Below are 24,154 nucleotides of genomic sequence, written 5' to 3'. Positions count from 1 at the left end.
TATGCAAATATCAGAAGGTATGTATTCTATTTTGTAATTATTCCCAAAAAAATCCGCTATTCAGCAATTCTTTATCTCGTTATTGGCAATAATGATTGCTCCGTTTTGGGTAACAATGCTGTCATCCGGTGTTGCGCCTGCTGGCGCGACACCTGCTCATTGATAGGAACAAGATGGATACCCTGCAAAACATGCGCGTTTTCACGCGTGTGGTCGAGGCCGGCAGTTTTACGCAGGCCGCCCAGCAGATGGCCCTGACCACCGCCCATGTCTCACGCGCCGTGGCCGACCTGGAGCGCCATCTGCGCACCCGCCTGTTGAACCGTACCACGCGCCGCATCGCCCTGACCGAGGCGGGCGAGCGTTATCTGCTGCGTTGCCAGCAGATCATGGCCTACGTTGACGAAGCCGAGGCCGAAGCCGGCGCGGCCTATGTCTGTCCCTCGGGTCGGCTGCGCATCCACGCCATGACCAGCTTCGGCCAGCGCTACGTGATTCCCTCCATTTCCGGTTACCAGAAGCGCTACCCGGACGTGGCAGTGGAGCTGACGCTGGCCCAGCGCATCCCGGACATGCTGGAAGAAGGTTATGACGTCTCCCTGGTGCTGGCGCGCGAGCTGCCCGATTCCGGCCTGATCTACCGGCAGCTGGGGACCACCTTCAGCATGCTGTGCGCCTCGCCGGCCTACCTGGACAAGTACGGCGCGCCCCAGCAGCCGGCGGACCTGCTCAATCACACCTGCCTGCAACTGGTGAGCCCGATCTCGCCGCTGGACGAATGGGTGCTGGAAGGGCCGGATGGCGGCGCCGTCATCGCGATCAAGAGCAATTTCCAGGTCAACGTAGCCGAAGCCATGCTCACCGCCATCCGCGAGGGCATGGGCATCGGCGTGCTGCCCATCTATTCGGCGGTGGACGCCTTGCGCACCGGCAGCATCGTGCGCGTGTTGCCGCAGCATCGCTTACAGAACATGGGCGTATATGCCCTGTATCCTTCGCGCCAGTACCTGGACGCCAAGATCAGCACCTGGGTAGACTGGATGCACGTCACCGTGGACAAGACCCTGGAGGAAGACCATCAGGCGCTGGAGCGCCTGGGCAGCCTGCGGGAAGAAATGCAGGGGCTGGGGACGCGCTGATCGCGTACAAGTTTGCGGGTGCGGGTGCGATTGCGCGTGAGATTGCGGACAAAAGACGGCCCGATGGGGCAGGCAAGGGGGACGACGATGGGATGGCTGGCAGTGGGAATCGGAGCGACGCTGGGCGCCTGGCTGCGCTGGCGCATCTCGGTGGTGTGGAATATCTCCGGCCACTTCGTGCCGTTGGGCACGCTGGCGGCCAACTGGATCGGTGCCTACGTGATCGGTTTCCTGGTGGCCTATTTCGAGCAGCATCCCGGTTTGTCGCCCGAATGGCGCCTGTTCGCGGTGACCGGCTTCCTGGGCGGCCTGACCACCTTTTCGACCTTCTCGGCCGAGGCCATGATCCTCTTGCAGCGGGGCGATTACCTATGGGCCATCGGCCATTCCGGGCTGCACCTGCTGGGCTCCATCGTGCTGTGTGTTGCCGGGTTTGCAAGCTACCGGGCATTGGCGGGCTGACGATTATCAGCGAACTGATGCAGATCAAAACAGACGGCATGATCATTGCTTGAAAATCAAAGCGCAGGCCCAACTTTCATCTCATTGAAAAATTGGAGCGAACCATGCGTCTCGACAAACTCACCACGAAATTGCAGGAAGCGCTGGCCGATGCGCAATCCCAGGCGGTCGGCCACGACAATCAATATATCGAACCGGTCCACCTGATCCTGGCCCTGCTGGGCCAGGATGACGGCGGCGCGCGCTCGTTGCTGCAGCGTGCCGGCGTCAACGTGAACGGCCTCAATACCGCCTTGCAGGCGGCCGTCAAGCGCCTGCCGCAAGTTTCCGGCAACGGCGGCGAAGTGCAGGTCGGGCGCGAACTGGTGGCCCTGCTGAACCTGGCCGACAAGGAAGCGCAAAAGCATGGCGACCAGTTCGTCGCCAGCGAAATGGTGCTGCTGGGCCTGGCGGACGACAAATCCGATGCCGGCCGCGCCGCCCGTGAAAACGGCCTCACCCGCAAGTCGCTGGAAGCGGCCATCCAGGCCGTGCGCGGCGGTGCTTCGGTGTCCTCGCAGCAGGACGAAGGCCAGCGCGAAGCCCTCAAGAAATACACCCTGGACCTGACCGAGCGTGCCCGTGCCGGCAAGCTCGATCCGGTGATCGGCCGCGACGATGAAATCCGCCGCGCCATCCAGGTACTGCAACGGCGCAGCAAGAACAACCCCGTGCTCATCGGCGAACCGGGCGTGGGCAAGACCGCTATCGTCGAAGGCCTGGCCCAGCGCATCGTCAACGGCGAGGTGCCGGACAGCCTCAAGTCCAAGCGCGTGCTGTCGCTGGACATGGCGGCTCTCTTGGCCGGTGCCAAGTATCGTGGTGAATTCGAAGAACGCCTGAAGGCGGTCTTGAAGGAAATCGCCCAGGACGAAGGTCAGACCATCGTCTTCATCGATGAGCTGCATACCATGGTGGGCGCCGGCAAGGCCGAGGGCGCCATGGATGCCGGCAATATGCTCAAGCCGGCCTTGGCCCGTGGCGAGCTGCATTGCGTGGGCGCCACCACCCTGGACGAATACCGCCAGTACATCGAGAAGGATGCCGCCCTGGAGCGTCGTTTCCAGAAGATCCTGGTAGACGAGCCCAGCGTGGAGGCCACCATCGCCATCCTGCGTGGCTTGCAGGAGAAGTATGAGGTGCACCACGGCGTGGACATCACCGACCCCGCCATCGTGGCTGCGGCCGAGCTGTCGCATCGCTACATCACCGACCGCTTCCTGCCGGACAAGGCGATCGACCTGATCGACGAAGCCGCCGCCAAGATCAAGATCGAGATCGACTCCAAGCCGGAGGTGATGGACAAGCTCGACCGCCGCCTGATCCAGCTGAAGATCGAGCGTGAAGCCGTCAAGCGCGAGAAGGACGAAGCCTCGCAGAAGCGCCTGCAGCTGATCGAGGAAGAGATCGAGAAGTTGGAGCGCGAGTACGCCGACCTGGAAGAAATCTGGAAGGCCGAGAAGTCGACCGCCCAGGGTGGCCAGCAGCTCAAGGAAGAGATCGAGAAGGTGCGCCTGCAGATGGAAGAGGCCACCCGCAAGAGCGACTGGCAGAAGGTCTCGGAGCTCAAGTACGGCAAGCTGGCCGAGCTGGAAGCCGCGCTGGAAGTGCAGAACAAGAAGGACGCCGCCGGTGTCACCACCGAGAAGCCCAAGCTGGTCCGCACCCAGGTGGGCGCCGAGGAAATTGCCGAGATCGTGGCCCGCGCCACCGGTATCCCGGTGTCGCGCATGATGCAGGGCGAACGTGAAAAACTGCTGCACATGGAAGACGTGCTGCATGAACGCGTGGTCGGCCAGGACGAAGCCATTGTGGCCGTCTCCGACGCCATCCGCCGCTCGCGTGCCGGCCTGGGGGACCCCAGCAAACCCTACGGTTCCTTCATGTTCCTGGGCCCCACCGGGGTCGGCAAGACCGAGCTGTGCAAGGCGCTGGCGTCCTACCTGTTCGACACCGAGGAAGCGATGATCCGCATCGACATGAGCGAGTTCATGGAGAAGCATTCCGTGGCCCGCCTGATCGGCGCGCCGCCGGGCTACGTCGGCTACGAAGAGGGCGGCTACCTGACCGAGGCCGTGCGGCGCAAGCCCTACAGCGTGATCCTGCTCGATGAAATCGAGAAGGCCCACCCGGATGTCTTCAACGTGCTGTTGCAGGTGCTGGACGATGGCCGCATGACCGATGGCCAGGGGCGGACCGTGGACTTCAAGAACACCGTGATCGTGATGACCTCCAACCTGGGCTCGCATCGTATCCAGAGCATGGAAGACAGCGATCCGGCGCTGGTGAAGCTGGCCGTGATGGCCGAGGTGCGTACGCACTTCCGTCCGGAATTCATCAACCGGGTGGACGAGATCGTGGTCTTCCACGCGTTGGACGCCAAGAATATCGGCGCCATCGCCAAGATCCAGCTGCGCATCCTGGAGCAGCGCCTGGCCAAGCTGGAGATCGGTCTGCAGATCAGCGAAGCCGGCTTGCAGAAGATCGCCGAGGCCGGTTTCGATCCGGTCTACGGTGCTCGCCCGCTCAAGCGCGCCATCCAGCAGGAGATCGAGAATCCGCTGTCCAAGGAGATCCTGGCCGGCAAGTTCGGTCCCAAGGATGTCATACATGTCGAGGTGGAGAACGGTCAACTGGCGTTCAGCAAATAACTGCCTGGAAGCAAGGGCGGCAGGGAGGCAGTCGGCACCACGCCGATCTGCCGCCGGGTCGACCGGCAGGAAGAAGAAAGAAGCAGAAAGAAGAAGGAAGCAGAAGGAAACAGCAAGAAGCACGAAAGGCGGCGGGAACATGATTTCATGTCCCGCCGCTTTTTTATGCATCCTGGCGGGCAATTTGATTCACTTTGACAGCGGGCTTCTGCACATCCGTTCTGGAAAGTTGTAATACATTTAATTTGGTTGATGAATTTGCTACACTCCACGTCCAGCGTGCTTCCTGGGCGAATCGCTCACGGCCTTTTCTTTCGCCGCATTGCAGAAAACGCTCACCAAGACGGCGCAAAATGTGATATTTACTTTCATCAAGGGGAGTGCGCCACAGGATGAAAAACAGGTGCGCCATCGATCGAGGCTAGAGCCTCTGCTGCAATCGCCGGGGAAGGGGTTTGTTGCTCGGCAGCAAGGAATTCATGGTCATATCGGGAACTCGCGGTCAATGCAGCAACAGCACATGGGGGCGATTCTGAAGCAATCGTCTCTGCAGCGGCTATTCATCCTGCCCTTCATCTTCCTCATGGTTTGCCTGGTGTTGACCATCGGCTGGTTCCTGTATCGCGCCGGTGACGATGCCACCGAGGTATTGGCACGCAATGCCTTGACCGAAGTGATGGGACGCGTCTCGCAGGGCATCGACCGCCAGACCATGGGCGCGCGCGAAAGCCTGAACGTGGTGGCACCGCCACCGGTGCCGCCGACAGAGGCGGGCCAGCCGCCGGCCACGCTACCGTTTCCCCAGACCCGCAAGGAGCTCGAAGAGCGCCTGTGGCTGGCCAATTCGCTGTTCGACGAGCCCAGCTATGTCTACTTCGGTGGCGTCGACGGCAGTTTCCTGGGCATCAAGCAGGAGCAGATCAACGTCTTCATGTTCAGCGTGCGCGAGCCGGGCGACAAGAACTACGTCTATTACCTGCGTGGCCCCGGCACCGAGATGAAGCTCACCGCCGTGCAGGACTACGAACCGCGCAAGCGGCCCTGGTATGTGCAGGCCGTGCAGCAGGGGCGTGAGACCTGGTCGCCCGTGTATGCCGATTATCGCCAGCCCAATGTGGTGGGCATCAACCTGTCCAAGCCCATCTTCGACACCGACGGCAGCCTGCTGGGCGTGGCCAACAGCAGCATTGGCCTGCAGCAGCTCACGACCCTGCTGCATCAGCTCCCGTTGAGCCCCAATGGCGCGGCCTTCGTTACCGAGATGAAGGGTGACATGGTCGCCACCTCGCTGGATGAATCGATCTACCAATCCAATGACCAGGGCTCGGACCTGTTGCGTCTCAATGCCGAACACAGCAAGTCGCCACTGGTACAGCAGGCCTTCGGGGAAGTGCGGCGCTACCTGAGCATCCACAACCCCACACCGGGCAAGCTGGTGCTGCTGGGCTCGCGCAGCGAGGGCAGCAAGATCGAAGTCGCCTTCCGCCTGCACCACGACCAGGCTGGACTGGACTGGCTGGCCATCAGCGCGGCGCCGCGCTCGGACTTCCTGGGTTCGGTCACCAGTGGCGTCTACCAGACCCTGATGCTGGGCCTGCTGGCGGTATGCCTGACCTTCGTGATCGGTTTCCTGCTGTTGCGCTGGGTGCTGCGCGACATCCGCAAGCTCACGCTGGCGGCCAAGAGTATCGGCAATGGCAGTCCGTTCCCCGCGCTCAACATCGATCGCAACGACGAGATCGGCCAACTGGCACTGAGTTTCGTGGAGATGGAGCGCAACCTGCGTACCGACCGCCTCACCAATGTATTGAACCGTGATTCCCTGATCGCGCAGATCGACTTCCGCCGCCGCAACAGTTCCGAGGCCAATCCGCTGCACTTCGCCTTGCTCTTCATCGATCTGGATCGCTTCAAGGCCGTCAACGACGAATATGGCCATGACGAAGGCGACAAGGTCTTGATCGCCATTGCCGAGCGCCTGCAGCACAGCCTGCGGCATGATGATTCGGTGGCCCGTTTCGGCGGGGACGAATTCGTGGTCTACCTGCATGGCGTGACCGACATCGAAGTGGCGCGCAGCATCGCCGACAAGATCCGCCACGCGGTCAACAAGCCCATCGAGGGGCGTGATGGCCAGCAATACACGGTCGACGCCTCGGTAGGTGTATCGCTCTATCCGGTCGATGGGCTGGATGTGGAGACCTTGCTGCGGGTGGCCGATTCTCGTATGTTCGATCAGAAGCGCCTGCATCGCATCCTGTCGGTATAGCGCCCCCGGCCATCCGGGCCATCCCGGACCCACCCATCCAGTCAATGAGGAGACCTTCATGTCCTTTGCCACCTGCGACCTGTGCGACGCCAATGAAGACAAGCTGGCCAGCGGCACCCTGCACGTACTGCCTCCCATCTTTGCCTCCTTCGGGCGCAGGCAGGCCTTCAGCGGACCGGCCAAGACCCTGAAGGTGTTCGAGGATAACGTGCTGGTCCGCGCCACGCTGGAAACGCCGGGCAAGGGCCAGGTGCTGGTGGTCGATGGCGGTGGCAGCCTGCGCTGCGCGCTGGTGGGCGGCAACCTGGGGCAACTGGCGCAGGACAATGGCTGGGCCGGCATCCTGGTCAACGGTTGCGTGCGCGATGCGGTCGAACTCAATGCCTGCGACGTCGGCATCCGCGCCCTGGCGACCCACCCCCAGCGCAGCTTTCGCAAGGGGGCCGGGGACGCCGACATCAAGGTCGGCATCGCTGGCGTACCGGTCTATCCGGGCGACTGGATCTACGCCGATGTGGATGGGGTGCTGGTAGCGCGTTCGCCGCTCTGAGCCGCGTCATCGTCTGGCAGCACACGAACAATCGCCCGCATCTGCGGGCGATTGTCTTATGCGGGGTCTTGCATGCTGTTCAGGCGCGTCAGTCCGGCACCTTGCGCAGTTCCTTGTCGATGGCCGCCGTCTGGCTCACGATTTCCTTGAGGTCCTGATTGAGCTGGTGACTGCGCCGGCGCAGGTTGTCCCAGCCCGACCAGGCACTGGCCTCGGCCGGGATGGGGGCCGGCGTGACCGGGCCGATCAGTTCGATCTTGCCGGACAGGGCCTTGTCTTCCGCTGCCTCCGGCGAGACCACCACGGCGCCGCCGCGCTTTCTCGGCTTGGGCGCCAGCAGGCGCTGCGCTTCGGCCAGGTGTTCGCTGGCTTCCAGATAGGTGTCTTCGATGAGCTTGCTGATGGCGGCTTGCGGCAGATTTTCCTGCTGGCGCCGCAGCATCAGGCGCAGCGCCGCGATATGCGCCGCCACCAGGTAGTTCTGCACGATGAAGCGGTTCAGTTCGCGCACCGCCCGCTGCTTGGTCGCCGGCTCGTCCATCATGCGCACCAGCGCCGAGATCAGGGCCGCCAGGCTGTCCATGAAGCCCTTGCGGCAGACCCGATAGAAGAAATCGTCCTGCACCTTCCCTTCGAGCATGTCGCGGCTGGCGGTCAGGTAGCGCTGGCTGGCCTTGAGCACGTTGCGCAGCAGCTTGGGCAGGTCGCGGTATTCCCAGGCCGGCAGCACGTAGGAGAACACGGTGGCGATGAGCACGCCGATGATGGTGTCGATCAGGCGTTCGCCGATCACGCCCTGGTGGCCGGCCGGCACCAGCAGGTTCAGCAGCATCAGGATCTGTACCGAGGCGGCGATGGCGGTATAGCGATACTTGATGTAGGTGAAGGCAGGTGCCGCCACGCTGGCGGCGAACAGCACCGCCAGCTGGCCCAGCGGATTGTGCACGAAGCGCAGGATCAGCATGGTGATCAGGCAGCCGATGACGGTGCCGATGAGGCGGTCGGCCATGCGCTGCTTGGTGGCGCTGAAGTTGGGTTTGAGGATGATGACGATGGTCAGCACGATCCAGTAGCCATGCGCCATGTAGGGCAGGTGGCTGGAGATCCACAGGCCCGTGGTCACCGCCAGCGCGACGCGGATGGCGAAGCGGAAGATCGGTGACTGCCAGCGCAGGTTCACCAGCAACATGTTGAACTTGAACTTCTGCTGGGTCAGGAAAGGCGTCATGTCCGAACCCGGCAGGATGGGCAGCGGGTCCACCGGATTGCGCGTGGCCTGGTGCACCTGGCCGATCAGTTCGATGATGTCGCGAATCTTGTGGTAGGTCACGCGCAGGAGGGTCAGGGCTTCCTGGGAAGCCTGCCGGGGGCCGGGCAGGGCCAGTTCCTGCATCTCGAACTGCACGGCGCGCAGTTCGGCCTTGTAGTTCACGCTCGGTTCGGAGGCCTTCTTGCGGGTGACCGCGTAGGCGATCGATTCGATGTCCTGGGCGGCCTTGGTCGCCAGGTCGCGCAGGAAGACCATGACATCACTGTCGCCGAAGTGCTGGCGCAGGAAGGCGTAGTCGGCATGGGTGGACAGTACCTGTTCATAGAGCTCCAGCATGGACAGGTGGACCTGCACCAGCAGGCCGTCCTGCTTGGTATGCAGATCGCGCAGGATCAGGTCGCGCGAGGCCTGCTGCTTGTCGGCCACCACGATCTGCTGGCGCACCAGCTGGTTGAACTGGCCTGCCAGGTCATGCTTGACGTCATAGAAATCGGCCTTGATGCGCAGGTAGCGTGCCAGTTCGAACAGCGCCTCGGCCAGTACCTGCTGCTTGATGCGACGACGCAGGAACCACGACACCGTCATCGAATAGGCCAGATAGCCCAGCCCGCCGCCCAGGAACAGCACGGCATGGAGGAGGGCGTCCGAGATCGGCACCTGGTTTTCCATCGACAGGGTCATCACCATGAGCGCGGCAAACTGCAGCGGCATGGTCTTCTTGCCATAGACCACCATCATGCTGGCGAAGAAGCTCACCACCACCATCATGGCGCTGACCAGCCAGGGCACCGGGGCACACAGGCTGATGACCAGCATCACCACCGTACAGAGCAGCACGCCGGCCAGCATTTCGTTGAACTTGTGACGCAGCGGGCTGGGCAGGTCCATCAGGCTGGTACACAGCGCTCCCAGGAAGACCGTCATGGTGGTGGGCATGTCGGCCACGTTGAACACCAGCAGCGTCAGGCCGACCACCCCGATCGCGATCCGCACACCCGTATAGAAATAATGACTGAAGAGGAAGGTGCGAATGTCCAGGGCGTAATGCATGTAGACAGGGCGGCGTGGAATCGCCGTTTCATGAGTTAGGTGCTTATTCTCTGTCTTCTTGTACGTTTAAACAACCAGAGAGGACAGGTGCGGATGGTGTGGATATGAACGATGAGGACGCAAGAGGTTTCACATCCCATGTTTTTTACGATACGAAATCTTCATTTCGCAATATGAAAAATGCGGGTGCGCTGCATCAAAATGACTTTTCATTCTCTGGTTTTTCGTTCCGCATCGCAAAATAGAGAGCGTAAGTAATTGAATTTATTGGTATAAAAATTTTACAGATATCTTATATAAGACATTGTTGCTCCGCTCCCGCAGTCCTACTATGAAGTCATGGAATTCGCGATTTCATCCAGTTTCAAGCCACTTCATCATTGACCAAAAGGAGATCCACATGAGCACACGTGAACAGCAAATCCAGGCCCTGGAACGCGACTGGGCAGAGAACCCGCGCTGGAAGGGCATCAAGCGTAACTACAGCGCCGCCGACGTGGTCCGCCTGCGCGGTTCGCTGCAGATCGAGCACACCCTGGCCAAGCGCGGCGCGGACAAGCTGTGGAGCCTGGTGCACAACGAACCCTTCGTCAACGCCCTGGGCGCGCTGACCGGCAACCAGGCCATGCAGCAGGTCAAGGCCGGTCTGAAGGCGATCTACCTGTCCGGCTGGCAAGTTGCCGGCGACGCCAACCTGGCCGGTGAAATGTATCCCGACCAGTCGCTGTATCCGGCCAACTCGGTGCCGATGGTGGTCAAGCGCATCAACAATACCTTCGCTCGTGCCGACCAGATCCAGTGGTCCGAAGGCCGTGACGACATCGACTTCTTCGCCCCCATCGTGGCCGATGCCGAAGCCGGTTTCGGCGGCGTGCTGAACGCCTTCGAGCTGATGAAGTCGATGATCGAGGCCGGTGCTGCCGGCGTGCACTTCGAAGACCAGCTGGCGTCGGTGAAGAAGTGTGGTCACATGGGCGGCAAGGTGCTGGTGCCGACCCGCGAAGCCTGCGAAAAGCTCAACGCAGCGCGCCTGGCGGCTGACGTCATGGGCACCCGTACCCTGGTGATCGCCCGTACCGATGCCGAAGCGGCCGACCTGCTGACCTCCGACGTGGATGCCAACGACAAGGCCTTCCTGTCCGGCGAGCGCACTGTCGAAGGCTTCTTCAAGACCCACCCGGGCATCGACCAGGCGATCTCGCGTGGCCTGGCCTATGCGGAATACGCCGACATGGTCTGGTGCGAAACCGGCAAGCCCGACCTGGCCTTCGCCAAGACCTTCGCCGAAGCCATCCACGCCAAGTTCCCGGGCAAGCTGCTGGCCTACAACTGCTCGCCGTCCTTCAACTGGAAGAAGAACCTGGACGACGCTACCATCGCCAAGTTCCAGCGCGAGCTGGGTGCCATGGGCTACAAGTTCCAGTTCATCACGCTGGCTGGCTTCCACGCGCTGAACTACTCGATGTTCAACCTGGCCCACGGCTATGCCCGCAACCAGATGTCGGCCTTCGTGGAACTGCAGGAAGCCGAATTCGCCGCCGCCTCCAAGGGCTTTACTGCGGTCAAGCACCAGCGCGAGGTCGGCACCGGTTATTTCGACGCGGTGACCCAGGCGATCCAGCAAGGCCAGTCGTCGACCACGGCACTGCATGGTTCGACCGAAGATGAACAATTCTTCGATGACAAGGCCAAGAAGGCGGCCTGAGCACGGCGACAAGTGTTTGAGTGTGAATGTGTGATGTAACGCCGGTCCGCATCCTTGCGCGGGCTGGCGGGGTGATCCCCGAACTTGCGACCGTACCTCAAAAGGGTGCGGTTTTTTTTGTCCGTATTTTCGTCGTCGGTGCCGGGTGACTTCACGTCGCCCGCAAGCGCCCGTCGCGCACTTCGAAGACCGTCTGGCCCAGGGCCTCGACATCGGCCGGGTCGTGGGTGATCAGCAGCATCGGCACCTGCAGGCGGGTCTGCAGGTCGGCCAGTTCCTGGCGCATGCGCTGGCGCAGGGACAGGTCCAGGGCCGAGAAGGGCTCGTCCAGCAAGAGCATGTCGGGCTCGGCCACCAGGGCGCGCGCCAGGGCCACGCGCTGGCGCTGGCCGCCGGAGATCTGCGCCGGATGGCTGTGGGCGATGGCCTCCAGCTCGAAGGCCTGCAGCCACTTCATCACCGCCGGGTGCTGGGCCGGGCGACGGGTGTTGAAGCTGCCCCGGGTCAGGCCGAAGGCGATGTTCTGCGCCACCGTGAGGTGCGGGAAGAGGGCGTAGTCCTGGAACAGGTAGGCCACGTTGCGCTCCTGCACGCGCAGGTCGATGCCCTGCGCGGCATCGAACAGCACCCGGCCATGCACGCGGATGTGGCCGCTGTCGGGGCGCATCAGGCCGGCGATGGCCTTGAGCGTGAGGCTCTTGCCCGAGCCGGAGGGACCGTAGAGCACGATGCGCTGGCTGTCGGAAGCCAGGGTGATATCGAGATCGAAGACGCGATCAGCGGCACGCAGTTGTTTCTGGATCTGGAGGTCGATGCTCACGGCAGGCAGGGAAAGGTAAAAGGGATCAACCGCGACAGTCTAGCGAATCTGCAGTTGCGAGCGGTCCGGTACCAGTCGTCCGGCCAGCATCAGCAGCACCACGCAGGTGATCGAGGTAATCACCACCAGCAAGGTGGCCGCGCCATCGTCGCCGGCCTGCACCGCTTCGTAGATGGCCACCGACAGGGTCTGCGTGCGGCCCGGCAGGTTGCCCGCCACCATCAGGGTAGCGCCGAATTCGCCCAGGGCACGGGCAAACGCCAGCAGCACGCCCGCGGTGATGCCGCGCGTGGCCAGTGGCAGGCTGACGCGGAAGAACACGCCGGCCTCGGAGACGCCCAGCACGCGGGCGGCGTTTTCCAGTTGATGGTCCACACTCTCGAAGGCGGCCCGGGCTGCTTTCAATACCAGCGGAAAGGCCACCACGGTGGAGGCCAGTACCGCGCCCTGCCAGGTGAAGACCAGTTGTATGCCCAGGCTTTCCAGCCAGGCGCCGAAGGTGCCACGGCGGCCGAACAAGACCAGCAGGTAATAGCCCAGCACGGTGGGCGGCAGGACCAGGGGCAGGGTCAGGACCGAATCGATGAAGTCGCGTAGCGGCGAGCGCCAGCGCGACAGGCCATAGGCGGCGGCCACGCCCAGGATCAGATTGAGCAGGGTTGCCAGTCCCGCGACCTTTAGCGACAGCAGCAGCGGCGTCCAGACCGGATGCATCAAGCCTCCCTCGGCATCAGGGCTTGAGGAAGCCGTAGCGGGCCAGGACAGCCTGCCCGTTCGGCGAGAGCACGTAATCCACGAACTGCGCGGCCAGTTCCTGTTGCCGGCTGCCAGCGGTGACCGCAATGGGGTAGGTGGCCGGCGTGGTTGAGGGAAGGCGGATGGCCACCTTGACCTTGTCCGGCATCACTGCGGCATCGGTGGCGAAGACGAAACCGGCATCGACCTCGCCACGGGCCACGTAATCCAGGCTGGTGCGCACGTTCTCGGCCATCACCCCCTTGGCCTGGACCTGCGACCACAGGCCGGCCTGTTCCAGCGCGCCCTTGGTGTAGCGGCCGAAGGGCACCGATGCCGGGTTGCCGAGGGCGATGCGCTGATAGTCCGGCCGGGTCAGGTCGGCCAGCGTGGCCGGCTGGTGCCTGGCGTCATGCGGCACGATGACCACGATCTGGTTGGCGGCGAAGTTCTTGCGGGTGGCCGGGGTGACGGCCTTTTCCGCCACGGCCTTGTCCATGGCGGTCTGATCGGCCGAGGCAAACACGTCTGCCGGGGCGCCGCGCACGATCTGTTGCATCAGCACGTCCGAGGCACCGAAGTTGCTGATGACCTTCACACCGGGATGCTGTTGTTCGAAGGACAGGGCAAGCTCCTTGAAGGCGTTGGTCAGGCTGGCGGCGGCCGAGACCACGAGATCGGTGGCCTGGGCGGCACCGGCGGAGAACACCAGCGTAGCGGCGAAGGCGGCGCCGATGGCGGCCTTGAGACGGTTTTTCTTCAGCATCGGACATCCTGGAAGTGAGAACAATGGGGCGTGGCGGGCTAGCGGCGAAATATACGTAAGGATATAACGAACGTCAACCGCCTGCTCTGCATTGGCCGCACATACAAGGCCCTTGTACAATCACGCGCATGAATGATGCCAAGACCTTGAGAGTGCGCGTGATGCAGGGCCAGACCATTGCCTTCGGCCCGGGCAAGGCCGATCTGCTGCAGGCCATTGCACAGACCGGATCGATTTCCGGCGCTGCCCGGGAGATGGAGATGTCCTATCGTCGCGCCTGGCTGCTGGTGGAAGAGATGAACCGCTGCTTCGCCAGCCCGCTGGTGGCCACCGCGACCGGCGGCGCCCGCGGCGGCGGTGCGGCAGTGACCGAGCTGGGGCAGGAGGTACTGGCGCGTTACCGTCGCATGCAGAAGAAGGCAGCGGCCAGCATTGCGGGCGAACTGCGGCAACTGCAGGCATTGATGCGGCCGGCCGACGAGCAAGCGGCGCAAGGTCAGGGGCAGGGCAGCGGCCATGCATGAACTCTGGATCAAGTACCGACTGCGGGTACTCAATGCCTGTCGCGTGTCCGAAAGCCATTCCATGCTGCTGTGGGGGGCGCTGGCCGGTTTCGTCGGCGCGCTGGCCACCATCGCCTTTCGCGAATGCATCGCGCTGCTGCAGATCTGGCTGACCGGACATGACGGGAGCTTCGTCGATATCGCCAAGGGCTTGCCCTGGCATGTACGCATCCTGCTGCCGACCTGCGGCGGCGTGATTGCCGGCCTGTTCCTGGTCTGGGCCAAGCGGACTCCGGCCGGCAATGGTGGCGACTACATGGAGGCGGTGGCCATCGGCGATGGTGCCATTCCGGTGCGCAACACGCTCTTGCGCAGCATCTCCTCGCTGGCCTCGATTGCCTCGGGGGGCTCCATCGGCCGCGAAGGACCGATGGTGCAGTTGTCGGCCCTGTGCGCGTCGCTGGTGGGCAAGTTCTCGCACTTTCCCTCTTCCCGCTTGCGCTTGCTGGTGGCCTGCGGGGCGGCGGCCGGCATCACCTCGGCCTACAACGCGCCCATTGCCGGGGCTTTCTTCATCACCGAGATCGTGCTCGGTTCGCTGGTGATGGAGAGCTTCGGCCCGGTGGTGGTGGCCTCGGTGGTGGCCAACATCACCATGCGCGAGTTGCCGGGTTATCGCGCTGCCTACGAAATGCCGTACTTCCCCGAGATCGGTGGCTGGGAAGTGCTGCTGTTCCTGGTGCTGGGCGTGCTGGCCGGGATCCTGGCACCGCAGTTCCTGCGCGTGCTGGAGCTGGGCAAGCAGGGTTTCGGCAAGTTCCGCCTGCCGCTGCCGGTGCGGCTGGGCGTGGGCGGGCTGCTGGTGGGGCTGATTTCGATCGAGGTGCCCGAGGTCTGGGGCAATGGCTACAGTCTGGTCAATTCGCTGCTGCATACCACCTGGCTGTGGCAGGCGGTCCTGACGGTGCTGGTGATCAAGGTCCTGGCCACGGCCATCACGGTGGGTTCGGGGGCGGTCGGGGGGATCTTCACGCCGACGCTGTTCGTGGGGGCGGCGGTCGGCTATCTGTTCGGCGATACGGCCCAGGCCCTGCTGCCGTTCCACATGTCGCAACCGTTCGCCTATGCCATGGTGGGCATGGGCGCCTTCCTGGCGGCGGCGTCCTATGCGCCGCTGATGGCGATCCTGATGATCTTCGAGATGACCTTGAGCTATCAGGTGGTGTTGCCGCTGATGTTGTCCTGCGTGGTCGCCTATGTGGTGGCGCGCAGTACGAATGGGCGTTCGATGTACGACATCACACTGAAACGCCATCGCGACAACGAAGAACGCCTGCGCCTGCGCGGCACCCACATGCGCGCCCTGATCCGACCTGCCGAGACCGTACTGCAGGAACAGGCCAGCCTGGAAGAGATCAGTGCCCTGTTCCTGAAATACCCGGTGAAGTACGTCTACATCGTGGACGAAGAGCAGCGTTACCTCGGCGTGGTGGCGTTGCAGGACATCACTTCCTGGCTGCTGGACAAGAAGGAAGCCGTCGGCCGGGTAGCTCGCGATTTCCTGCGGCCGCATTTCCTGCACGAGGTGACACCCGACATGTCCCTGGGCGAGGCCCTGCAACTGTTCCTCGATCATCAGGGCGAGCGTCTGCCGGTAATCGCCAGTGCCGAAGACCCGCGCCTGCTGGGTGTGGTGTTCAAGACCTCCTTGCTGGATGCGTATTTCCGGCTGGACCGGGCGGGTAGCTGACCTGCGCCGCCGGCGGCATCGTAGCGGTCGGCTCGCATCTGTGGCTGTCGGCCGATCGGACGACTGGGTCGCTTTGCGCGGCGCTGAGGGCATGTCTTCTTTGTAACAATGGCGGATTAGTCCGACAACTGCTCACGTATCCTTGATAAAATGCATGAGCTTTTCCTCTTTTCGGTGGCCCACCCAGTGACCCGCGTCGGTCCGTGCCGCCACCCGCTATCAACCCCATCCTAGAAGTGAATTTTCCATGCTGAGTTATCGCCACGCTTTTCACGCCGGCAACCACGCCGATGTCCTGAAGCATATGGTGATCATCCAGTTGATGCGCTATCTCGGGCAGAAAGACACTGCCTACATGGTCATCGACACCCATGCCGGCGCAGGCGTCTACGCGCTGGATGGAGATTACGCCAGCAAGAACGCCGAATATGAAACCGGCATCGCCAAGCTGTGGGACCGCAAGGACCTGCCGGCGGCGGTGCAGGAGTACGTCGATGTGGTCAAGTCGCTCAATCCGAGCGGCAAGATGCGCTATTACCCTGGCTCGCCGTATTGCGCCGAGAAGATCATGCGCGAGCAGGACCGCTTGCGTCTGTTCGAATTGCATCCCAGCGAAGTGAAGGTGCTGGCAGATAATTTCCGCAAGCTGGAGGCGCATGCCGCCGCCCAGGGCCAGCGTCCGGCAGCGCGGGGCAAGCGCGTGATGGTGCATCGGGGCGATGGTTTCGAGGGACTGAAGGCGTTGTTGCCACCGCCGTCGCGTCGCGCCCTGGTGCTGATCGACCCGCCTTATGAAGACAAGCGCGACTACAGCCACGTGGTCCAGGTGCTCACGGATGCGCTCACGCGTTTTCCCGGCGGCACCTACGCCGTGTGGTACCCGGTCCTGCATCGCAATGAATCGCGCCAGTTGCCCGAGCGCCTGAAGCGCCTGGGTGCCAAGAGCTGGCTCAATGTCACGCTGGCCATCCATGGCCCGGCACCGGATGGCTTCGGCCTGCACAACAGCGGCATGTTCATCCTCAATCCGCCCTGGACACTGGAAGCGACGCTCAAGGAAGTCATGCCCTACCTGATCGAGGTGCTGGGCGTGGAAGACACTGCGGAATATGTGCTGGAATCGGGAGAACTCTGATGTCGGGTGATGCTGGTCTTGTGAATATTTGTGATTTTGTCGCCTGTAGTGGTCTCTATGTCGCCGAAACCGTGACAAAACGGCATACAATAATGAGATTGCCATACGTCAAGAATCGCAGCAACGCCAGGGGCCAGTAAAAGAACAATCATGTCAGACCAGTCAGCCGACCCATCCGATCCCACCGACCCGTCCGCCTGGCCCTCGCAAGCGCACCCGGCGCAGCATGCCCTGGATTTTTTCCTGGCGCGCCAGCCTATCCTGAGTCGCGAGCAGGACCTGATCGGTTATGAGTTGCTGTTTCGCAGTGCCGCGTTCGGCCCGGCCAACGTCAAGGACGACGTCACGGCGACTGCGGCGGTGATCGCCCACGCCTCGGAGCTGGGACTGTCCAATGTGATCGGTAACCTGCACGGCTTCATCAACGTCGATGCCGCCGTGCTGATGAGCGACTTCATCTATTTCCTGCCCTCCGACAAGGTGGTGCTGGAGATCCTGGAAACGGTGCGGGTGACGCCGGAACTGGTGGCACGCGTGCGCGAGCTGACCAAGGCCGGTTACGTGTTCGCACTCGATGACGTGGTGGCCGAGTCGGAAGAGATCGAAGAACTGCTGCCGCTGGTGAAGATCATCAAGATCGACGTCATGGAAGTCGATCCTAGCAAGCTGCTCAAGCTGTCGGTGCACTTCAAGCGCGCCCAGAAGGAGCTGCTGGCCGAGAAGGTCGAGACCTTGCAGCAGTTCAACGACTGCATGACCTTCGGTTTCGATTATTTCCAGGGCTATTACTTCGCCAAGCCGATGATCCTCCAGGGCAAGAAGCTGGAGGCGTCGAAGATGATCATCATGCACCTGCTCACGCTGCTGGTGCGCAATGTCGACAATGCCGAGATCGTGCGCTTCATCAAGCGTGACGTGGCCTTGAGCCTCACGCTGCTGCGCTTGGTCAACACGCCGGTGTACGGCTTCCAGAAATTCATCGATTCGCTCGGGCAGGCGCTGATCGTGCTGGGTCGCCGCCAGTTGAAGCGCTGGCTGCAGATCCTGCTCTTCGCCAATACCGAGAAGGACCGTGCCCACGCCATGTCGCCGCTGATGATCCTGGCGGCCACGCGCGGCAAGATGCTGGAACTGATCACGGTGAAGATTCGCCCGGGGCGCCGCAAGATGTCGGAGATGGCGTTCACGGTGGGCATCATGTCGCTGGTCGATGCACTGTTCGGGATGAGCATGGAGACGGTGTTGCGCCAGATCACCGTCAGTACCGAGATCAGGGAAGCGCTGCTGCGTCGCAGTGGTTTCTACGGCATGGCGCTGCGGCTGGTGGAATGTACCGAGCAACGTGCACCGGACCAGGCTGAAATGCAGCACCTGCTGGAGGAACTGCAATTGACGGCCGATGATTTCTTCGCCGCCGAAAAGCATGCCTTCGAATGGGGTAACAGCATTTCCAACAACAATATCGGCCAGCATGCCACGATGCAGATGTCACCGCCGCCGGACGGCTATATCGATGACGATGACGACGACTGAGTTTGCCCGGCATGAGAGGGGATGAACCAGAACACAAGGCTGCCACGGCAGCCTTGTTTCATTTGTAGCGGCCGTCGTGCCCCAGGACTATCTGCTGCGCATGCGGGCCACCACCCTGCGCAGCAGGCGCATCAGGCGCGCCAGGGGAGATCGCGGCGAGCGGGCTGCTTGCGCCCGCACATAGGCCTTCACATCATCCACGCTCTGCCTGCACGCCTGTACCAGCCGCTTTGCCTGCTGCCAGCCGGCGCTGACCTGCAATTGTGCGGTCAGTCGGGCCTTCAGGGCGAGCAGTCGGTCGTGGTAGCGCTGGAACCAGACCAGCGACAGCAGGCTGCGGCGCGTCAAGGCGTAAATGCGTGCGACCAGCGCGGTCCCCAATACCTTGGCCGCGAGTACGATGGCCAGGCCCAGCGTCGGATGGCCGTGGGTGATCGAGAGCAATGCCAGCAGCTTGACCGGCAGCAGCAGCAGGGTGGGTGCCAGGAAGATCAGCAGCGCCGCATAGGGCGGGCGCCGTTCTATCCAGTGCTGCAGTCGCACCAGCCAGGGCCAGTTCGGAATGCGTGCCAGCAGGGCCTGGGTGGCGTCCCATAGCCATTCTTCCAGCATCAGCAGCAGCGCTGCGGTGTAGATCAGCGGCGCCAGCAGCCGGCGGCGCCAGCGGCCGGGGCGCTGCGGGGGGGCGGAGGGCGGCGGTGGGGATACGGTCATGCGTGCTTCAGAGTGCGCGCGCCTTGATCAACGACAGCCAGCGATCGCCCCATTTGACATCGCTCATGCAGGAGGCATAGCCGGTCACGGTGCGGGCGGCCCGCTCCAGCAACTGGATATCGGCTTCATGCTGACGCGCCACGTGCGGGTCTTCCAGGAACAGCACGCGGCGGCACTGGCGCTCCAGGATCAGTTCGGCAATCTGCGCATCGCCACCCAGCGGGCCGGAGAGGAAGGGGCGCACCCAGTTGCGGCCGGCCTCTCCCTTGATCTTCATGGCCAACTGATTGAGCAGGCCACCCGTGGTGCCGGTGGCGCAGCGGAAGGCGAAGCGGTCCAGCACCTCGAAGTGCTTCTCGGCCAGCTCCAGCATGCGCGACTTCATGGCATCGTGGGCGATCAGGGCGATGCCTTCCTGTTCCAGCTGGAAGCGGTCATCCAGGAAGCTGTCCGGCGCGGCGCCATTGGCGATGGCTTCCAGTTCGAACCATTCCTGGGCGCCGGCCAGCGTCGACAGGAAAGGTTTGCCATGGATGACGCACTGGCGCTTCAAGGCCACCGCCTCCGGGAAGGTGGAGGAGGGATCGACCGGATCGACCAGATAGATGACGGTATCCAGCGTGCGCTCGGGGTCGGGATCGACCGTGCGCGAGACCAGCTTCATCAGGCCGCCATGCCGACCATAGGGGAAGCGCACCAGGTGCGGGTAGCCGGGCAGCAGGTTCATCTGGCTGATGGCGTCCAGCGTGCGGCCCACCACGATCAGTTCGGGTTGCAGGCTTTCGATGCGATGGCGCGAACCGGTGAGCAACTGCACCAGGGCAGAATCCGCAGCGTCCTGGTGGGCGCGGTTGGCGATGAGACCGATGCGATAGCGAGGGGCGATGGAAGACATGGGGCGCGGGGAGCAGTGGAGTGGTAGGCCTGTGACCAGGCGGGAAGGCAGATTATCGCCGAGAGCGGGACAAAGGGCGAGCCTTTGGCGCAGCCGGACCGGTTTGCCGATGAGTTCGGCCAGCACAGAGATGCAGGGATTAATCGCCGCAACTGTACCGTTGCGGCGGCACGCATGCGGCTACAATGAGAGCGAACCTGCATATCTACCCATTCCAGCATGAACAAGGCATTTGTAAAAGAGTCCGACGGCGCCGACGACGATGACGAGATCGCCCTGCCGGCCATCCCCGCCGGGGCCAAGAACTACATGACACCCCAGGGTCATCAGCGCATCAAGGATGAGCTGCTGCACCTGATCGACGAAGAGCGGCCGGAGGTGGTGCGCGTGGTGTCCTGGGCCGCCTCCAATGGCGACCGCTCGGAGAACGGCGATTATCTCTACGGCAAGAAGCGCCTGCGCGAGATCGACCGCCGTATCCGCTTCCTCACCAAGCGACTGGACAATGCCGAGGTGGTCGATCCCTCGGTCCATCACGGCAGCGACCAGATCTTCTTCGGCGCCACGGTGCATTACGAAAACCAGCGCGGCGAGGAACACACGGTGACCATCGTCGGCATCGATGAGCTCGATCCGCTCAAGGGCCGCATCAGCTGGATTTCGCCCGTGGCGCGGGCGCTGACCAAGGCGCGCGAAGGTGATGAAGTGGTGTTGCAGACACCTTCGGGGGTGGAGCAGCTGACCATTCTTGAGGTCACTTACCCGGCGCCGCAGTAGGCGGGCAGGCGCGCTCCCGTTTTTGCCGCTGCCGGCCTGATACGTTCAGGCCCGCCTGCGGCCAACCTGTCGCCATCAAGAGCGACCGGCACACAGCATCACAATCATCCACGAGAAAGTCCCATGTCCATCGTCTTTGCCAGCCTGAACCATCCGCAGCGCGTCGTCCTGGCTGCCGAGGTGCATTCGCGCCCCTTCCTGCAGCTGACGCGCTCAGAAACGCTCACCCACCTGGCCGTCTATGTGCGCGAAGAAGGCAACGGCGGTCGCCATGCCAGCGCCCAGCATGCGCTGCTCGATGACCTGTGCGCCCATTTCGGTGTGGTCGCCCCGGGTGGCGAGGCCAAGCACTTCTATCACGATTTCGGCCGCTTCCGGCTGAAGTGGGAGTGTCATACCGAGTTCGCCACCTATACCTTCGCCCAGGCCCATGAGGAGGAGCTCTCCACCGACCAGGCCTTTGTACGCGCGCCACTGGCGCATATCCCGCAGCAGTGGCTGCTGTCGCTCCAGGGCAAGCTGATGGTGGCCGCGCATGTGGTGGTGGAGCCCGGTGACGACGATCCGGCCGCCACCGCGCGCCAGATGCAGCGCATCTTCGAAGGCAAGCTGATGAGTTCCAGCAAGGTCTTGCAGGGTGGCGAAATCTGGACCGATTTCCAGATCCAGTCGGATGGTTTTTCGCGCTTCGTGGTGCGCGATATCGGACTGCGTGAGTTGCAAGGCGGGCGCCTGGCGCAACGCATCCTGGAAATCGAGACCTATCGCATGATGGCCTTGCTGGGCTTGCCGCATGCCCAGCAATCCGGCCCCTTGCTCAACCAGATCGAGGGTGACCTGGCGGCGCTGACGGCGGCCATGGTGCAATCCGAGCAATCCACCGCCGGCACGCCGGAGGAGCAGGCGGAAGACGAACGCGTGCTGCGCAAGATCACGGGCCTGGCGGCACGCATTGAAAAGCTGTCGCTGGAGAACAGCTACCGCTTCTCGGCCTCGCAGGCCTATTTCCGGCTGGTGCAGGCGCGTATCGAGGAATTGCGGGAGCAGCGCATCGAAGGCGTGCCAACCATCGGTGAATTCATGGAGCGTCGACTGGCGCCGGCCATGAACACCTGCCAGGCCATCGCCCGCCGCCAGGAAGCCCTGGCCGAGCGCATCGCCCATACCAACGACCTCTTGCGTACCCGGATCGGCATCGTGCAGGAGCGTCAGAACCGCCAGATCCTGGAATCCATGAATGCCCGCGCCGCCCAGCAACTGAAGCTGCAGCAGGCGGTGGAAGGTCTGTCGGTGGCGGCCATCTCCTATTACGTGATCGGCCTGCTGGGATATGCCGGCAAGGCGGCCAAGGCGGCGGGCCTGCCCATCAATCCGGACCTGGCCACCGGCCTGGTGGTGCCGGTGGTGGCGGCCTGCGTCTGGCTGGGCTTGCGGCGCATGCACAAGGGGCTGGGTAGCCACTGAGCCTGGCACGGAACACGGCAAACGGGGCGCACCGCTGTTGGCGGTGCGCCCCGTTCACGTGGGCAGTCTGCTGTCGCGATCAGACGGTAGCGTTGATCTTCGCTTCGGCACTGGCAATGGCTTGCTTGGCGGCCTCTTCACCCATGGAGACGCCTTCGGCGATTACCAGTTCGACATCGGTGATACCGATGAAGCCCAGGGCGCTCTTGAGGTACTTGCCCTGGAAGTCCAGTGCTTCCATCGGGCCTTCGGAATACTTGCCGCCACGGGACAGGATGATGACAGCCTTCTTGCCGCTGGCCAGGCCGACCGGGCCGGTTTCGGTGTACTTGAAGGTACGGCCGGCGCGGAAGACGTGATCAATCCAGGCCTTCAGGGTCGAGGGTGGGGCGAAGTTGTACATCGGCACGCCAATGACGATGGTGTCGGCGGCCAGCAGCTCATCGACCAGGGCATCGGATTGCTTGATCACGTCGGCTTGCTCGGCGCTGCGGGCATCGGCCGGGGTGAAATAGGCACCCATCAAGGATTCGCTCAGGTGCGGCAGGGCGTTGGCGGCCAGGTCGCGATGAACGATCTTGCCGCCGGGGTTCTTGGCCTGCCATTGCTGGGCGAAGGAGGCGGTCAGCTGGCGCGAGATGGAACCGCCGGTACGGGCGCTGGAGTCGATATGCAGCAGGGTGCTCATGGTCATTCCTTAACATTGTTCGGTTGGCATCGCCTCGACAGGAAGGCGTTTGCATTGGGATGAACAATACCCAGTTTTCATTTCTTCCAATAGATGCGAGAATCGCATTTCACTGATCCAGTTTTGGAAGTAATTGGGTCAGTAATGGGATCGAGACGGACATAGAGGAAGAAGGCCATCGCCATGCTAGACCTGAACGACATCTGGCTGTTCGTGCATGTGGTACGTGCCGGCAGCTTTGCCGCCGCCGGCCGCAAGCTGTCCATGCCGCCCAATACCATCAGCCGGCGCCTGCAGACCCTGGAGGCCAACATGGGCGTGCGCCTGCTGCAACGCTCCACGCGCCAGCTCAACATGACCGCCGCGGGACGGGAATTCTTCGAACGCTGTGCGCCGGGGCTGGAAGATATCGAACACGCCAGCGCCAGCCTGAGCGAGAGTCAGGGCGAGCCGGCCGGCAGCCTGCGGGTGGCGGCGCCGGTGGATTTCTTCGATAATTTTTCGATCGAGTGGATGCATGAATTCATGCATCTCTATCCCAAGGTGCAGCTGGAATTCGTACTCAATGACGGTCGCGCCGACCTGATCGCCGAGGGCATCGACCTGGCCTTCCGGGGCGGGGTGCTACCCGACTCCAGCCTGGTGGCCCGAAAACTGGTGCAAAGCCATCTGGCGCTGATCGCCAGTCCGCGTTACCTGGAGCGGCAGGGTACGCCGCAGGCCCTGGCGGACCTGGTCGCCCACGCCTGCCTGGCGACCTCGCAGGCGCCCCAACATACGGTCTGGAAGCTGGAGGGGCCGCATGGGCCGGAGAGCGTGCGGGTGGTGCCGCGCCTGTGCGTCAATACCGCGCAGGGCCAGTTGCGGGCCGCGCGTGCCGGCCTGGGGATTGCCTTGCTGCCGACCATGCTGGCGTCGGAAGACCTGCGCAATGGCACCCTGGTCAACATCCTTCCGGATTACCAGCGCGACACCATGGGCTTCTATGCGGTCTATGTCCATCGTCGGCAACTGCCCAGTGCGGTCAGTGCCTTGATCGAGTTCTTCGCCGACAAGCTGGAGCGTGGCATCGCCGACAAGGGCGCGCAGGCCTGCCAGCGGCATTTCGACGAGGAGGCGCAGGCCAGCCTGATTGCCGAGAGGGCCGCGGCGTGAGCCGCGCTGGATCGCCAGTGTGCTGCCCGGTCGGGCGAGAGTGGATGCCACCATGAAGAACGCCCGCGATCGCGGGCGTTCTTC

General features: G+C 63.0%; 21 protein-coding genes. 13 read left to right on the top strand and 8 right to left on the bottom strand.

Translation table 11 applies throughout. The features are described from left to right. Positions 1 to 173 precede the first annotated feature (173 nt). The 3 genes from I5R65_RS02690 (at position 174) to clpB (ending at position 4,291) form a co-directional block, all read left to right on the top strand. Positions 174 to 1,139 carry a LysR family transcriptional regulator gene (locus I5R65_RS02690; RefSeq protein ID WP_180668690.1) on the top strand — a complete coding sequence of 322 codons (966 nt, stop codon included), beginning with the start codon at positions 174 to 176 and terminating at the stop codon, positions 1,137 to 1,139. An 87-nt stretch (positions 1,140 to 1,226) separates the two neighbouring features. After that, on the top strand, positions 1,227 to 1,601 hold the full coding sequence (gene crcB / locus I5R65_RS02685) for a fluoride efflux transporter CrcB (protein ID WP_180668689.1): 375 nt from the start codon (positions 1,227 to 1,229) through the stop codon (positions 1,599 to 1,601). Positions 1,602 to 1,705: 104 nt separating this feature from the next. Then, on the top strand, positions 1,706 to 4,291 hold the full coding sequence (gene clpB / locus I5R65_RS02680; RefSeq protein WP_180668688.1) for an ATP-dependent chaperone ClpB: 2,586 nt from the start codon (positions 1,706 to 1,708) through the stop codon (positions 4,289 to 4,291). 163 nt (positions 4,292 to 4,454) lie between these two features. On the opposite strand, the gene I5R65_RS02675 is transcribed toward clpB, so the two are convergent. Next, complete coding sequence (locus I5R65_RS02675; RefSeq protein WP_180668687.1) at positions 4,455 to 4,703, bottom strand: hypothetical protein; 249 nt, start codon at positions 4,701 to 4,703, stop codon at positions 4,455 to 4,457. Positions 4,704 to 4,811: 108 nt separating this feature from the next. On the opposite strand from I5R65_RS02675, the gene I5R65_RS02670 reads away from it, so the two are divergent. Continuing rightward, positions 4,812 to 6,560 carry a sensor domain-containing diguanylate cyclase gene (locus tag I5R65_RS02670; protein WP_196872123.1) on the top strand — a complete coding sequence of 583 codons (1,749 nt, stop codon included), beginning with the start codon at positions 4,812 to 4,814 and terminating at the stop codon, positions 6,558 to 6,560. Positions 6,561 to 6,618: 58 nt separating this feature from the next. After that, positions 6,619 to 7,110: a ribonuclease E activity regulator RraA gene (gene rraA, locus I5R65_RS02665; RefSeq protein ID WP_180668685.1), complete on the top strand. Its 492-nt coding sequence runs from the start codon at positions 6,619 to 6,621 to the stop codon at positions 7,108 to 7,110. A gap of 88 nt (positions 7,111 to 7,198) precedes the next feature. Here rraA and I5R65_RS02660 read toward each other — a convergent pair whose 3' ends face one another. Further along, the gene (locus tag I5R65_RS02660) at positions 7,199 to 9,430 is read right to left on the bottom strand and encodes an FUSC family membrane protein (RefSeq protein WP_180668684.1); all 2,232 of its coding nucleotides are present in this window, start codon (positions 9,428 to 9,430) and stop codon (positions 7,199 to 7,201) included. A 400-nt stretch (positions 9,431 to 9,830) separates the two neighbouring features. On the opposite strand from I5R65_RS02660, the gene aceA reads away from it, so the two are divergent. After that, positions 9,831 to 11,135, top strand: coding sequence for an isocitrate lyase (gene aceA / locus I5R65_RS02655; RefSeq protein WP_180668683.1), 1,305 nt, complete (start codon positions 9,831 to 9,833; stop codon positions 11,133 to 11,135). Between the two features lie 151 nt (positions 11,136 to 11,286). Here aceA and I5R65_RS02650 read toward each other — a convergent pair whose 3' ends face one another. From I5R65_RS02650 to modA, 3 genes are read right to left on the bottom strand one after another with little or no spacing between them, the layout of a single operon-like run. Next, positions 11,287 to 11,955 carry an ATP-binding cassette domain-containing protein gene (locus tag I5R65_RS02650; RefSeq protein ID WP_180668682.1) on the bottom strand — a complete coding sequence of 223 codons (669 nt, stop codon included), beginning with the start codon at positions 11,953 to 11,955 and terminating at the stop codon, positions 11,287 to 11,289. A 39-nt stretch (positions 11,956 to 11,994) separates the two neighbouring features. Continuing rightward, positions 11,995 to 12,669 carry a molybdate ABC transporter permease subunit gene (gene modB / locus I5R65_RS02645; RefSeq protein WP_180668681.1) on the bottom strand — a complete coding sequence of 225 codons (675 nt, stop codon included), beginning with the start codon at positions 12,667 to 12,669 and terminating at the stop codon, positions 11,995 to 11,997. A 16-nt stretch (positions 12,670 to 12,685) separates the two neighbouring features. Next, a complete protein-coding gene (modA, locus tag I5R65_RS02640; RefSeq protein ID WP_180668680.1) occupies positions 12,686 to 13,456 on the bottom strand; it encodes a molybdate ABC transporter substrate-binding protein in 771 nt (256 codons plus the stop codon). A 128-nt stretch (positions 13,457 to 13,584) separates the two neighbouring features. Here modA and I5R65_RS02635 point away from each other — a divergent pair, with 128 nt between their 5' ends. The 4 genes from I5R65_RS02635 (at position 13,585) to I5R65_RS02620 (ending at position 18,377) form a co-directional block, all read left to right on the top strand. Then, positions 13,585 to 13,980 carry a winged helix-turn-helix domain-containing protein gene (locus I5R65_RS02635; protein WP_180668679.1) on the top strand — a complete coding sequence of 132 codons (396 nt, stop codon included), beginning with the start codon at positions 13,585 to 13,587 and terminating at the stop codon, positions 13,978 to 13,980. Continuing rightward, on the top strand, positions 13,973 to 15,709 hold the full coding sequence (locus tag I5R65_RS02630) for a ClcB-like voltage-gated chloride channel protein (RefSeq protein ID WP_180668678.1): 1,737 nt from the start codon (positions 13,973 to 13,975) through the stop codon (positions 15,707 to 15,709). The genes I5R65_RS02635 and I5R65_RS02630 overlap by 8 nt, the downstream gene beginning before the upstream one ends. Positions 15,710 to 15,956: 247 nt before the next feature. After that, complete coding sequence (locus I5R65_RS02625; RefSeq protein WP_180668677.1) at positions 15,957 to 16,844, top strand: 23S rRNA (adenine(2030)-N(6))-methyltransferase RlmJ; 888 nt, start codon at positions 15,957 to 15,959, stop codon at positions 16,842 to 16,844. A 150-nt stretch (positions 16,845 to 16,994) separates the two neighbouring features. After that, positions 16,995 to 18,377 carry an EAL and HDOD domain-containing protein gene (locus I5R65_RS02620; protein WP_180668676.1) on the top strand — a complete coding sequence of 461 codons (1,383 nt, stop codon included), beginning with the start codon at positions 16,995 to 16,997 and terminating at the stop codon, positions 18,375 to 18,377. Positions 18,378 to 18,464: 87 nt separating this feature from the next. On the opposite strand, the gene I5R65_RS02615 is transcribed toward I5R65_RS02620, so the two are convergent. Then, positions 18,465 to 19,091 carry a hypothetical protein gene (locus I5R65_RS02615; protein ID WP_180668675.1) on the bottom strand — a complete coding sequence of 209 codons (627 nt, stop codon included), beginning with the start codon at positions 19,089 to 19,091 and terminating at the stop codon, positions 18,465 to 18,467. Between the two features lie 7 nt (positions 19,092 to 19,098). Then, positions 19,099 to 19,986, bottom strand: coding sequence for a methylglyoxal synthase (locus I5R65_RS02610; RefSeq protein ID WP_180668674.1), 888 nt, complete (start codon positions 19,984 to 19,986; stop codon positions 19,099 to 19,101). 219 nt (positions 19,987 to 20,205) lie between these two features. Here I5R65_RS02610 and greB point away from each other — a divergent pair, with 219 nt between their 5' ends. Both greB and I5R65_RS02600 read left to right on the top strand, forming a co-directional pair. Beyond that, on the top strand, positions 20,206 to 20,763 hold the full coding sequence (gene greB / locus I5R65_RS02605) for a transcription elongation factor GreB (RefSeq protein ID WP_180668673.1): 558 nt from the start codon (positions 20,206 to 20,208) through the stop codon (positions 20,761 to 20,763). A gap of 123 nt (positions 20,764 to 20,886) precedes the next feature. Further along, entirely contained in the window at positions 20,887 to 22,227 is a 1,341-nt protein-coding gene (locus I5R65_RS02600; protein WP_180668672.1) for a DUF3422 family protein, read from the top strand. Between the two features lie 79 nt (positions 22,228 to 22,306). On the opposite strand, the gene I5R65_RS02595 is transcribed toward I5R65_RS02600, so the two are convergent. After that, on the bottom strand, positions 22,307 to 22,915 hold the full coding sequence (locus I5R65_RS02595; protein WP_180668671.1) for an FMN-dependent NADH-azoreductase: 609 nt from the start codon (positions 22,913 to 22,915) through the stop codon (positions 22,307 to 22,309). 183 nt (positions 22,916 to 23,098) lie between these two features. On the opposite strand from I5R65_RS02595, the gene I5R65_RS02590 reads away from it, so the two are divergent. Continuing rightward, the gene (locus I5R65_RS02590) at positions 23,099 to 24,070 is read left to right on the top strand and encodes a LysR family transcriptional regulator (RefSeq protein WP_180668670.1); all 972 of its coding nucleotides are present in this window, start codon (positions 23,099 to 23,101) and stop codon (positions 24,068 to 24,070) included. Positions 24,071 to 24,154: the final 84 nt, after the last annotated feature.

Origin of the sequence: Herbaspirillum sp. AP02 (genome assembly GCF_015767275.1) — a bacterium.
Classification (GTDB): domain Bacteria; phylum Pseudomonadota; class Gammaproteobacteria; order Burkholderiales; family Burkholderiaceae_D; genus Herbaspirillum.
Note: the sequence above shows the minus strand (reverse complement) of the source record. Positions and strands in the feature narration are given on the sequence as shown.